Here is a 14,249-nt window from a genome sequence, read left to right on the forward strand (position 1 = left end):
TAAAACTAAAACAATTTACTTAAAGATTTCAATAAAGGCCGCGCGATTGCAAGCTGAAGAGTCCTCATAGCTATATATAGAAACTTTTTTACCCGTGGTCAGCGCAGTAAGGGCAGCAGCGTAAGCCCGACTATGAATCTCCTCATTATTCCCTGCATTACCTGCCACTGATAACGGAAAGGTTATGGGCTCACCGCTACACAAGCCATTACCATTAGCAGTCTTCATCTTAAACGACACACCATTTGCTGCGGTATTTGCGACTGCCGTAATCTCGACACTTTGGGCTATATTTCCGCTGGAAGCCCATCCATTTACCGAACACAGGGCGAAAAATTATAGCAACGCCTTCTTCATCACAATATTTCCTTTTTCTAAAGTTTCAACTTAAATAAAAATTTTCGCATACTACCACCATTCCCAGCACATTTATATCAATTAAGATATATTGAACTCTAAACAACACCGTCGATTTAGCAGTAATTAGATAGACCCACTATCAATCTGCGCGGTGATACAAGCTCATTAGAAAAATATACTAAGAAAGCCAGCAGGTATTCATACATCGCACCCAGGAACCATAAATGGAGAGCACATCTATATCCTGGGAGAAGCATAGAATTTATACCCACAATAGCTCCTCCTATACAACGAATGGCAAACCCAATTCTATTTGTGTGGCAATCTCGGAAAGGCAGGTAAAGGTCCCCGACCGCCTGTTGGTAACGAGCGTCTAGGTATGCATAAAGGATTATCCTTTCAGCTGGATCACTACTTGGAACTGGTGAACTGGTGAACTGGTGAACTGGTGAACTGGAGTGGTCGACATTTAGCCCCAGAAAGCGCGGCACCATTTATGGAAATACTCCCCCTACTCTTAAACGGCTAGGTATCTCACCAAAGCACCGGCCCTAACCCAGCCGAAACTTTGAAAGCCGCTTCAAACGCCTAGCGGGAACAGCAGGAGCTGTTCGACAAGCCTGGATCCTTTTCGATAAACGCTGAGCACAAAGTATAAACGATTGCCGGTGCTCCCTTTCTAGCACACCCTATTAATTTACACCCAACACCCTAACACTACCCCTTCCGTTTTGATCCAACCCCTCCATTTCAAGCCTGAAGGAAGCTCCCTGTGACTTCATAGCACTTAGTACTGAATAAAATAAAACAACTACTAAAAATCGACCCCAGCAGTTTGCTTGGGCTTACCGAGCAGGGGTGCCACTTCCAGTCTTTTCCCGTTTATCATGGCATGTTGGATTTCTGGATTGGCTCTTTAAACAACTCTTCATCCATCAGAAAAATCAGGACTCTCAGCTTTCCTTCAATCGAAGATGATAAACTCCTTGAGACCAAACCTCCCCCCATGACTGTGAGCAGGAAGAAAACTGATCCTCCCGAAACCATAGGGTCACCTCCTTTCCTGTCGCATGTGCAGTTGTTAGAAGGGTTAAGGCTGCCTTACAAGATTCTTCAGCAAACTCACCCACGGTCTCAGTAACCCTGCAAACTCCTACACTATAAAAATTAGTATCTCCAGTACTATCTTTTATACTAGCGTGAACATTTCCATTTGCAGCAACTTCTACTGTAGCAACATTGCCAGTACAGGTCTGGCCAGCAGAATAAGCGTTAACAGAGGCAAGAAGACACCCAAGCAATAAGTACATTCCGTTATTCAAAATTCATCCCCAAAATATATATTTTCATCAGCATTCATCATAGTGAATTTATTGAGGCAATACGCCTCCAAATTAACTAAAGATTTATTATTTTGATTTTATATTACTATAGGTTTTTGGTAAACCACAGACTCATAACAATTCATAGGCATACCAATCATCGATTAGAATTCTCACTCAACCCCCAAATCAAACAATTCGTTATCGATTCATAGGGGGCACATCAAGCAATCCAATATTGCACTTACATAATGCAAGCGGTTATACACAGCCACCCTAACAAGCACCATATCAAAATTCCGGAAAACAACAAACAACCCCAATAAAAATGCACCCACCTTAATCTCACTTACGAGAGACAAAGAAATATTTATAGCTTCCCCGTTATATTACCCGCCACCAATAACCGCCCACATTATTTTCTCACCTCAAATATCACCACGCGCGGACAGCATACACAATAGAAGCAACGCAATAAGAGAACTCAAAACTAAGAAAAAAGATTAAATTAATAGCAATGATACAGCCTTAACCATTGCTTTCTTTATGACCACTAAAAACTAGCGCCCCATACCTTTGCGACACTATATTTCACATTAGAAAGAAAAGTACTTCTGCACAGTTATGAACCACGCTGAAACCCAGACCAGCACCTTTTGGGAAAGGCTATTCAAGATTTCCAGTAAGGCCGAGCGTTCAGCTCAGAAAGCCTCACCAGATTACAATGAAGAAAGAAAGTGCGAAGAGTGAATTAGCCTAAAGCAAGAAGACTTATTGGATATCAGCTGGTACAAGCACAGCCTAATGAACCTATCATCACTAAGAATCTAGAGCTTAAATTTTATAGACGAGCCTAGATGCATCGAGGATGCACCTAGGCCGATAAGCTTATTTAAGCAACTTAATATGTGCTGCTCCACTACATATTGAGCTGTCAGAATAGCTATATATGCTGACTCTTTTCCCGGCAGTTAAGGCTGTAATGGCTAAGCTAAATGCTCTGTTATGAATACCTTCATCCCCGCCTTCCTTGCCTGCAGCACCAAGAGGAAAACCTATTGTTGTATCTTCACATGGATAATTTCCATCACCATCAGTCACAACCACTGAAAAGCTTTGGCCATTAGAATTGGTATTTGTAACAGCTGTTACCTCAACATCTGTAGCAATCCAACCTTTATCTGCAACTGCCTGCATGGAAAGCGCCATTAAGCTAGTGGCTATAATTTTCTTCATCATTACTTCCAGTGTAGTTTCTTAAATAGAAGTGAAAATCTTATTATTCTTGCCGGACAAGGTCAACTTGACTTCCCGGCGAGGTGGCTTATCTACCCCTAATCGCCACCAAGAAAACTAATGTTCTACTTAGCACAAACCCGCCTTCCAATAAGCTTACCCAAAGGAAGCGAACAGCGTCTACTTCTAGTTATTCAAAATATAAGAAGTCTCGACTAAATCACTACTTGGAGCTTATAGGCTGAAGTGGTCAACACTTAGGTTCCAGAAAGCGCGTCTCCATTTCTAAGGACGCCCCCTATACTCGAACGCCAGGGAGTACCACCAAAACACTGGTTGTATCTCAGCCGTAATTTTGAATACCGTTTTAATGGCCTGACTGGATCGCGACAAGCTTGCATCAAACTCGGGAAACGCTGGGTACACGGCATCAGCGATCGCTGACGCTACCATTCTGGAGCACCCTGCTGATTATTTTCTCCATCCCTAGCTACCCCCACTCCTCTTGGCTTTTACCTAAAGCCTCAATTTTTAAAGCCAAAACCTAATTCTTGCTCCTTTCAACCCACGGGCGTCCAGAAACACCTTCCACATCTCACCCAATTAAAACTAAGTTATAATCTTTCTAAAAATGAACTTAATGTTGACGGATTGGTAGCAGGGCTCACCAACCAAAAACCAATGCTTGAGAAATAAAAACAATCTTAGTTATAAGCGCCATGGAATTGAAACAAGGATCAAAGGCTTTCTCGAACCTACATGCACAACCAAGCAGACTAAATAGATGGGATGGCAAACGATATAAATTTGCACCTGCTAGCGCAGCGTAGTCAAAGTATTGTATCATACAGTCTCTACACTAACACCTTTATATTTTTTACAATTTACTACAAGGAAATCAAAATGAGAATTTTGGTAGTGATTTTGCTGGGATTTTATTCCGCATTCAGCAATGCTGAGTTTACTTATTCAGGAAAGATTTCCCAAATTCATACAGGCCCCCAATATACAAGCTCCGAAGATGAAGGAAAAGTCTTTATTGAAACTGAAGACGCTCCAACCGGAGAAGTAGCCTGCTCAACAAATACCAGTTTTTCATTTGCTTTCATAGGAACCACTGAAGAGGGGAAGATGTATTTAAGTATTCTTTTATCAGCACTGGCAGCAGGAAGAGATGTGGTAATAAAGAGCACAGATGACTGTAGTATTTATTCAAATGTTGCTGATTTAAGAAATCTGTCTATACATTAATTTAAGCAGCAAAGACAGGTTAGCATATTGATGTACTGGGGGATGGCTACTTCACCATCCCAATTAATACTATTAAAGTCACCTTAAGGCTGAGCGGGCTCAGTTCAGGCGGTACGACAACCTCGGTAAACTCTTAGTACAAGGTATAACCGACTAGTTACACTTTCTTATGTGGAACTTTTGAACCAATACAGTCGGCATATAGTCTCTAGAAAACGCGGTGCTATTGCCGGCAGCGCTCTTCCTGCCCACGAGTGATTGGGTATCAATTCCAAGCACGGGTTTTACTTCAATCAAAACTTGGAAGGCCGATTTACAGGTTGGGCGAGTTGAGTAGAGGCGGTGGAGAAAGCCAGCAGCCTCTTGCATTATACTAATCGCCCTTCAGCTAAACTTCTACTTAGATATAGAGCCCTACTTTTATTGCGAATACGCAAATACCCTCTAACTAGAATTTTCTCACCATTGAAGCTGGATGGGCTATTTATGACCTAAATTACGAAAACAAGCTTTACATGATTCAAACCACACCTATTCAAAGCTACCAATCCAAAACTTATAATTAAGAATCTACAAAAAATTACCGTGAAACCTTCCTACAACTTTCAATCTATGGGTGCCCCATGCTCTATTCATGGATGAATAGGCCATAAAATATAGGCACGAAAATAATCTTATTGGATTTTATTCAGTTTGTTTTAGTGTCAAAGCTGCGTAGAATTGACAGATATTTATCGATATTTTGGCCGTAATTGAGTATGCCTGAATAGGCTCGCAACCAAAAGATCAAGAAACCCAAGAGTATTCCAACCCCATTTCTCAAAGGAGAACGGTAGCGTGACGTAAGAGTAAGTAAAAGGCGCTGACCCAAGGTGCGGACACACCAAGGGCCAGCTAACCAAATTGATAACCCTAGTATCAAAGTGGCTCAGTGGATAATACGCTAGAAACCCGCTCGCCTTCAATAAAGTGGAGCAGATTCAGAGGCTTGAAGAGATTCTTAAAGCTCTGGCAGCGTTGCGTCTGTCTTTTCTTATTTTACGCCTACCGTTCTCGTGCACCGCCCTTCACTTCTACCACCCTTTACTTACCAAGCATCCCCCGTGCGGAAGATCCGCACACGATTTTAGTTTCTGCAGGAAATTACCATGTTGATTTTAAAGCGCCGGACCGGCGAGAACTTAAGAATTGGAACCAATATCTCAGTTACAGTATTGGAGATTAAAGGCAATCAAGTGAAGATAGGAATCAATGCCCCCAAATCCCTGCCTGTTTACCGCGAAGAGATTTATGTGCGCATCAGGAGGAGCAGCCAGTGAGAAACTGAATATGCCGAAAGGGCTGCCCTTTCGGCTGGATCGCTATTTAAAGCTAGCGGACTGAAACGGTCAACATTTAGATCCCAGAAAGCACAGCTCCATTTCTGAGAAGGCTCCCCCATACTCGAACGCCTGGGCATATCACCAAAACACTGGTTGTATCTCAGCCGTAATTTTTACAGCCGCTTAAAGGCTTGGTGGGGTCAGCAGAGGCTTTATCCAGTTCGATGTGCGCTGGGCACAGGGTATAAGCGACCGTTAGCGCTTCCTTTCTACTAGCTCCTGCTAACTTACACCCAATTTCCCAACATTATCCCTTATAGCTCTATCCAAATTTTCCATTTCGAGCCTTAAGTGGAACTCTCATGACTTCAAAGTGCTTAGCCCTGAACCAAGTTGAAACGGCCACTAAAGATCAACGCCAGCAATACTGCTAGCGCCTTTCTCTAATCTATAGACATCTAGATTTCTTATGATACAAACTAAAATCAATTTAATATTATTGTTCCCATGATCTTAGTAATGCACGGTAAGCTTTTTCAATGTCACTTAAGCTTTCAATTTGTAAACCCGATATAGTTAGCTTATTCTCAGTATCAATAAATACGAATTGTTTGCTACAGGTAGGATTACCCTTTACGGCCTCATAACAAGAAGCTACCCATACTCTGTCAAGCTCATCCTTAGTCGAGGGCATAGTATTAAAGTAATGCCAAAACATTGGATACCCCGCCTCTGAACCAACTCGATACAACCCATAGGATTCATCCTTCTCTATTATACGCTCAGAATAAACCTCTATACCATTCCAAGCATTAAAGGCATCAATACTTACACCAAACTCTGAAACGAATTCACTCGGAGCAGAAAGAAAAACAACAACATCTCCTTCGGTAGGCAGCCCTAAATCACGAAGAGGGATTTTCAACGAAACACCACCACCTGCATCAAGTTTTTTTTGAGAAACAATGGCAGAGGGCAAACTAGGTAGTATGTATTTAGACGGTACACTAAACTCTTTATCAGCCAACGCAAAGTCTACAAATTCACTTGATTGAATGTTTGAAGACTCATTACAAGCTACCAACAATAAAATAATGCAAATAAGCAATTTTTTCATATTTATTACTCCTTACGGCGCTGAGTCACAGCCTTCACACCAAAGCCCACTGTATGTATTCGCACCAAACATTGCTGGCCCCCAGCCCCCAGCAACTGGTACATTGATGTTAGGTATATACCAATGTCCACCTATCTGGTGAGTTCCGCCAAATATATGACTAGGAATTCCATGATTATTAAAGACTGAATAATGATAGTCGGCAACTTGCTGAGGGCTTAATAGATAATGAACTCCTGAAGCATCTCCCATTACCGAAGCTGCATGGGCTACTGCCACCTCCAAGCCTATTTGCTCCATTGAGACAGTCAAACCATTCTCCGCAATATAAGAACTTAAATCACTCCAAGTATGATTTGCTGAAAATCGCTCAAACCAGCTGGCACTAACGAAATCAGGATCGCCCCAACCGGTTAAAGCAGTCCTTGCGACAGGGTCACCAGCTAAATACCTAGACCGCCAGAAGCCTAAAAAATCTCCTCCCTCCAACAAAGCATATTCAGCTTTTGAAATAGGCGCTCCCTTTTGTGTATTGCCCTCTTCCCCGTGCAATCCATGATTAAGCGTATAACTAAACGCCCCCGTAACTGCCCCATTGGCAAACTTCCCGCCTGTGAGTGCTGAGGCTGTCCCACCAATAACCGCTGAGCCGATAATCCCTTCTGGAGTGAAAGTTCCTGGCTCACCTAAAATACCGCTAGCTGAAGCTGCCGCACTAAACCCTGCGGCTAAGAAGCCGTGACCAAACTTACCACCTTGAAGCTCAGCAGTAATACCTCCCACCATTGCATGGGCAGCAATCCGGGCAGCTCCCGCACCAGCACCTGAAGTTCCCTGAAAAGCGCTACCAATCCCATAAAAGGCCGCTGCGCTGGCTCCGCTGATTGCGCCTGCTCTTAAGGACTGTCCAAAATCCCCAGTTCTCGCATAGGCTACATCCGTCGAGAATTGAGCGGAAAAAGCAATTGAGCAGGGACCGCAATAATAAGCGCTGATTGCCGTTCCTACAATTTGCAACGCCGCCGTAAACTCAGGACTTTCGGCAAATAAACTAGTAATTGGTTTATTTAATCGAGCAGAAACATACGACATTTCCAAAATGTCAAGAAAATATCCACTGGGGTCCGTGGCATTCAGGGGATTGTTGCGCACATAAGAATAGCGGTTGTACATCTGTGTATCCGCAGCAGCCTGAACAAAAGGATCTGCCTGCATAAACCGCCCCAATCGAGGGTCATAGATACGGCCATTCATGTGAATAATGCCAACCGCATCCAGCATCTCATGGCCGGTATATCCGCGCGTTGTATTATCAGTATCATACTCAGCCAAGGACGATAAGCTCAAGCCACCCCAATCTGTACTGTTTCGACGTTGCCCCCAAATATCGAAAGACATCTGCTGAATTACCTCACCAGTATCATCAGTCAGCAAATCTATCGAACCCAGGTGATCCAAATATTGGAATACTTTCTCAGTTGACTGGACAGCGTAACTAGCATCTGTAGTCAAGGTATAAATTGCTGTGCCGGCAAGATAGCGCTTCCACTGAATCTCCCCAGGCTTGGACGAGTTTTCAATACGTTCAATATTACCGAGGTACCAAGTTTCAATCACTTCCCCTGTAGCATTATTGGTATCTTTACGATAATAGCGGGAGCGCTCAGTACCATACAGAAATTCAGTAATATGGTTTCCTTTTTCTATACGCTCCGCTTTATCAAAAGTGGTGTAATCGATATCCCGGCCACCATCAAAATCATCGGCAGTCATATTGCCATTATCATCATAACGATAGGCGACACCTCCGGCAGAAGTGACCGCATGGGGACCAGAACTGTTTCCATAGGCGTAATCACCCACACCAGCCTTATAAATGACATTGCCAATAGCGTTGTAACGCAAGTCCTGGCCAGAAGAGGCCAAGCCAGAACAATTATAATCATTACCGCCAATATGACTCTTTACCAAGCGATTAAGATCGTCATAACAGAAACTTTCACGTAGGTCTTTATCCCCACTCTGGTTATGACGACTTATCAGATTTCCTAAGCTATCCCAGTTATAGCTGATGTTCTGAACACCAAATACACCCAGTACATCGGAAGACTGGTTAAGGAGCCGCCCGGTTTTGCTATCGTAACCGTAGCTATTGGTTGCACCATTACCTAGCAATTGTTTCTTTAGCTGTCCTCGAGCAGTTTGTTCCAATACTTGCTGAATTAAGTCACCTGAAGCAAGATCGGTAATTTTGTCAAGATAGCCGTAATCATTATAGTGATTTTCAATACCTGACTGGCCGCCGGCCAACAAATCATCGAGGGCATCGTAGGCTTTGTAAATACGCCCAAATTCATCAAACTCTGTGGTCGTAACATAGGATACTTGGGAGCCGCTACCATCAAAGTCCACCAACTGCGTGGTATTTCGGCCAATATCGTCATACTGATAGAGCACTTGGTAGCCACTAACAGAATCCTCAACCAGCTCTACCTGTCCCACACCATTGTTGGCAGAGTCGTATTGCCAGGTGACATTGGCAGAAACTGTAGATCCATTCTCAAGATCGATACGAGTTTTCATTCGACCTAGGGGATCATAGGTAAATTCAACCCTATGGCCATTTGCATTGGTCTGGGTTTCCAGCTCACCAAACTTGGTATAAGTATAAGACCAATCACCTTTATCAGGGTCGCTCATACTGTTTTTTCGCCCAAGATCGTCGTAATCAATCACGACCGAAATGGGGTAAGTCAAGCCATCATTTTCCTCAATATGATTACCAGAAGAGTTTGTTAAACCCCAAGAGTGAATTTTGCCCAGATTGCCCTGACTATCATACTCATAGGTAATACGTCCACTGAGTGCATCGACAACCTCCACCAGCTCACCGAGAACATTCTTTCGTTCAGTTTTTTGTTGCCCCTTATCATTAACAGTAACAACTTCAAGACCGTCATAACTTATTGATAACTCTGAGTCATCTGGTGCACTAATATGAACTGGGCGGCCTAAAAGATCATAGCCTGTCTGTGTCCATAGGGTACCATCACCGGCGAAATAGGGTTCGCTGACATACTTGACCCTTCCCAGATCATCATATTCCTGATCCGTATAGATAGTTTTACTAAAGCCTTGAATTTCTGTGCGGATTATTCTCCCAAGCGCATCCATATACTCCGTAGCATTTGCACCAGTACTACTGCTCTTTATAACTTTATATTCAGCTCCAGCAATACACCCGGAATTACAGAGCAAGTATTGGATTTCTGTATCAGCGCCGGAAGAATCATATCGATACGTCTCCCGCCCAAAAACATCATAAGTGATATAACTTATTAATCCATTTAAGCCATTAACCTGAAGAGGTGCCCCAAATGAATTCCTGCTAACCACTTCCTCCGTAAGATGCTCAAGGCTATTGTATATCCTTTCTGCAAAACGGCCTGAAGCACCATATTCAGTTCTCGTATAACGACTTTGCTCACCCGAAGCACTAAACGTCTTTTTCTGAATATTACCAAAATCATCATATTCATAAGTCGTTGTTAATCTATGTTCTGCTTTATTAGGCTCAACAGTTTCGGTGTGTAATAGGCCTTTTAATTCTCCGCTATCGTAATAAGAGAATTCAGATTCACGCACATGGTCAGTAAGCCCCGGTCGACTGTTTATCACTCGAGTAAAGGTTAAACGTCCTTTTTCAGACTCCCATTCACTCCCAGTTGAGCAGCTAGAATTAGGGTAGGTAGCCATAACTCCGCCAAAACAATTGAGCGTCTCTTTAGTAAACTGTTCACCAGATACCTCATCAACTGTTCTGACTTTTATTGAAGTTGCATTACCATCGTTATCATAGCTACTTTCAGTCATTACCGTTTGTAGATGGTCGCCATGTGAGGTGCCATCATTTTCAAGCGAGTAAATCTCCTCAATCACATTTTCTAAATAAGGCTGATAAGGAAACACAGATGTATTTGAACCATTCCATCCCTGTAAATTCCAGATATTCGCGGCTTTTCGAATCAAAGCATTGGATGCAGTTCGGACTTCAGTCTGCAGGGGCATTCCTATAAAAGGATAATCTTGACGATAGTAAGTGGATGTTTCTACGCCAGTCTGCTCATCAGTGGTAGAAATTTTTCGGAAGCCAAGCATTCCTCGCCCTGCGGCTTGCAATTTCATTTGCGAATACTCGTAGGAAATTGCATTCATTGCTGAATAATCAACAGAGCCCGGGGATACACTTGCGGAAGGAGAAGTGCTCTCAACTTTAGAAACCAAATACATTGGTATCAAAACATCTAAAACTGGAGTGTCTTTTCCTAATGTAACGCTCTCCTCCGGCAGCGCCCAAGGGCCGTTGAGCTCAGAATAAAAATCATTGGGATTTGCCGTTTTCGTTAGATAGCAATATGGGGCCCCGGGAATTTCCAATCCATTCTCATCGTATTCGGTAGGCGTGGTGGTACACTCTTTTCCATTTACAGATTCAGACATCTCAAGGCGGCTGTAGAACCCAGCATCTACCGTATTACTATAGGAGATATTGGTAACATTCCCCAAACCATTATCAATTTCTGTAATTACTTTACTGGGAATATCCCGGCTTGCAGAACTATCATAATTCGAGACATAGGAAGTCAGCTTTCCTCCGTCTGTAATTTTATGAAAATCCGGCTGGTTATCACCATTAATATCAACAAAGATATATGTGTAATCTTCGTCACTAGGTATAGAGATTACTGACTTTGTAGTGGCAAAGCTCGACGTCTGAGAGTCCCAAAGCTCAACTTTCAATACTCCAGAATCATGATCTGGCCAATAGACATCCAGATTTCCATCCTGGTTTAAATCCAATACCCCTGCATCCTCTGAAGCGAAGCTACTGGGAGTAACCTCAACCATTTCAGTGCCAGTGCTCAAATAAACACTTGTTGATGAGGATTCATGCAACAATAAATCTGTCAGCCCATCGCCATTAAAGTCAGCGGCAACATGAGACTCCATGGGGTATCCCCCAAGACTGTCAAAGAGATCGTAGCTATCTGTTTCAGAATTATAAACATATATCGCATGTCCAGAATGCGATGCTGTATAGGTATAGGAATACCCTTCTTTTATGTCTCCATTCTCATCAAGGCAAATATCCAAGTCTACAGATCTATTAGTACGATCGTCTTTACACCCGCTAACTGAAGGCCTCTGTAAAGCGACCATTATATCGACATTACCATCACCATTAAAATCTGCTGATGCAGCTTTTAATGGTGTATTAGTAATCCTATTTATATTCCTATTGGATGGGAGATCAATAGAGTAACTTTTAGGATCCCCAAATTTATAGTAGGAGTCTGAAGTAATCGGGGCTGATCCGGTTTCAAGGTGATACACACGCAGGCTATCCCCACTTAAAACCACCAAATCAGAAAGCCCATCAGAGTTTACATCAACAAAGACACCATCAGGCTCTTGTACTCCCGTGTCAATACCATTGGATGATAGCCTCCACTGAGAGCCAACATATGTGGACAGGTAAACATGCCAAGTTTTACTGGCATAGCGATCATCATATACAGCAATATCTGAGCGGCCATCGGCATTGTAATCAAGCACTCCAATGCTGATATCCTCGTCGGCATTGGCCCCTGAATATAAGTAGCTCTTACCATTAGTATAAGTTGTCGGATCAAATCGCACCCCATTGGAGAGAGCATATTTGACCTGGTGATCTTGATCACTTTCACTGTCAACATCCAGCTCCAACCAAACAACATCTTGGTATCCATCACCATCGAAGTCGCCAACCTGGAAATCCTTCAACGACCTACTGCTGTTAGCGGTAAAGTCTACCGTACCACTGGCTGAGCCATAGCTCAGGTCATACTGGGACCAATCGAAAGTGAGGGCGGGCAAACAGTTACTACCCACACATTCCTGAATTCCATCAATTAGGGAGACTTGGTTTTTAGACAGGTCATCTATTACTAACTGATAACTAATATTGTATTCGCGAAGGGTACTACCATCTGAACTGGAGGTAATCTTAGATAGGCGCTTAGTGGTTTTAAACAAGTGCCCAGCGGTATAAGCTTCCAGGTAGTCAGGTCTAGGGGTATAGGTAAACTGTACAGCTGCGGCATTATCACCCGCTCCGTAAGCATATCTTACTTCATGAACACGCTTGCCGGTATTCGCATCACCTTCATATTCAAACTCAATTCGGTTGCCAACACTATCTTGAAACTCGTTCTGTAACCACGAAACAACGTTTTCATCAGAACCATCTGCAGTTGCTCGGGAGTTAGCTGTATTACCATACCAGCTCGTAGAGCCGTCTTTTCTCTCGGCGGTAAAATACGCTGGCCCATCTCCTAAACTGCCAAATGAAGTAACCTTGATAAAGGAATCAATCTCCGTGCGGTACACAGCACCCTCAGAGCCATAAACCTTATTAGAGACGTTAATAAGCCTCTGTCCATCCAGGCAAAATCTATCTGAAGAAGTGAAATTAATAGGTAAAGCCTGCCCATCTGTAGCAAGGGTCTGCCTACAACGAGTTATACCTGACAGCCCCCCTATAGACCACCCTTTCCCTAATAAGCCATTACCACTATTACCTTGGTAATTAATGGATAACTGGGGGGCAACACCGGCGGTACCTACTCCAGTTACTATTGCTAATGAATAAGTAGCGCTACCTGATTCGTTGACCCTAAACTGACCTGCAGAACTACCAGCAATGGTTGCGGATTGCATCTCGCTCGATATAATATCTTGCTCTAACTTGGGTAGTTCCCCATCAGAAAGATAAGCTGTATAGGCTAAGTAAACTTCATCAGGTTGTAAAACTAGGTCATCAAGACCATCTGAATTTATATCATCTATGTAAAATCTATTTTGAGTATCAGACAATAAAGCTGACAAATTGTCAGATGACGGAAATGCGACGATATTTGCTGGAACCTCTTCACCATTTACGCCAGTCAGAACAAACGGGGAACCATCTGCATATTGGTTCCTAAAAAGCGTATCTGTTATAGAGTCGCCATCAAAATCACCATAATAAAAATCAACCCCTTCTGTAAGAAGTGTATACCCTAACAGTTCACTATCAGACACCGTAAAAGGGGCAATTAAACCATCTGCATAAACTACATAAGAGGGGCTAGGAGGCAAAGTAATCGGAGTAGGAATTTCACCATGTAATATCAGATACCGTTCACGACCAACAATATAGTAGTCCTGCTCACCATCCCCGTCGATATCCTTGGTGTAAATTGCTTTCCCGGTCGAGTCAAAGGCATGTGCGCAAAATGACATCAACAACACACCCAACAACAGTATAAACCTTACAGTTATATTGCCGCTCGGAACAACAGTACGCACCGCAAACATCCGACTTCCTTACCCATAGGATATAAAAAATGGAGCGAATTCTGTACAAAAGCACTATCAAAGTCAACAAAGTTGTGCCAATCACGGCATTACGAATAAGGATAGATCGTGCTCGGCCACAACCTAATCAATTTCCTGAAGAGGCCTGTAACTTCCAAACAACCGTTTACTAGAAACTATACTTTGGGGGGCAGTAATTCTTTGCGACTTAAGATTGATCAATTTTTAGCAATCAGAGACAAC

The 14,249-nt window shown here is 42.9% G+C and carries 6 protein-coding genes; 2 read left to right on the plus strand and 4 right to left on the minus strand.

Annotated elements, in window-relative coordinates; all coding sequences use genetic code 11:
• Positions 1–15 precede the first annotated feature (15 nt).
• The gene (locus tag ACJJI1_RS21835; RefSeq protein WP_444959408.1) at positions 16–327 is read right to left on the minus strand and encodes a DUF5992 family protein; all 312 of its coding nucleotides are present in this window, start codon (positions 325–327) and stop codon (positions 16–18) included.
• 2,243 nt (positions 328–2,570) lie between these two features.
• Positions 2,571–2,921 (minus strand): DUF5992 family protein, encoded by a 351-nt coding sequence (locus ACJJI1_RS21840; RefSeq protein ID WP_444958004.1) that lies wholly within the window; start codon positions 2,919–2,921, stop codon positions 2,571–2,573.
• A gap of 900 nt (positions 2,922–3,821) precedes the next feature.
• Here ACJJI1_RS21840 and ACJJI1_RS21845 point away from each other — a divergent pair.
• Both ACJJI1_RS21845 and csrA read left to right on the plus strand, forming a co-directional pair.
• Complete coding sequence (locus tag ACJJI1_RS21845) at positions 3,822–4,169, plus strand: hypothetical protein (RefSeq protein WP_444958005.1); 348 nt, start codon at positions 3,822–3,824, stop codon at positions 4,167–4,169.
• A gap of 1,148 nt (positions 4,170–5,317) precedes the next feature.
• On the plus strand, positions 5,318–5,488 hold the full coding sequence (gene csrA / locus ACJJI1_RS21850; RefSeq protein WP_444958006.1) for a carbon storage regulator CsrA: 171 nt from the start codon (positions 5,318–5,320) through the stop codon (positions 5,486–5,488).
• A 499-nt stretch (positions 5,489–5,987) separates the two neighbouring features.
• On the opposite strand, the gene ACJJI1_RS21855 is transcribed toward csrA, so the two are convergent.
• Both ACJJI1_RS21855 and ACJJI1_RS21860 read right to left on the minus strand, forming a co-directional pair.
• Positions 5,988–6,608: a hypothetical protein gene (locus tag ACJJI1_RS21855; RefSeq protein ID WP_444958007.1), complete on the minus strand. Its 621-nt coding sequence runs from the start codon at positions 6,606–6,608 to the stop codon at positions 5,988–5,990.
• Positions 6,609–6,620: 12 nt separating this feature from the next.
• Positions 6,621–14,006, minus strand: coding sequence for an FG-GAP-like repeat-containing protein (locus ACJJI1_RS21860; protein ID WP_444958008.1), 7,386 nt, complete (start codon positions 14,004–14,006; stop codon positions 6,621–6,623).
• Positions 14,007–14,249 lie beyond the last annotated feature (243 nt).

The organism is Microbulbifer maximicatervae (SeqCode) (assembly GCF_052467065.1).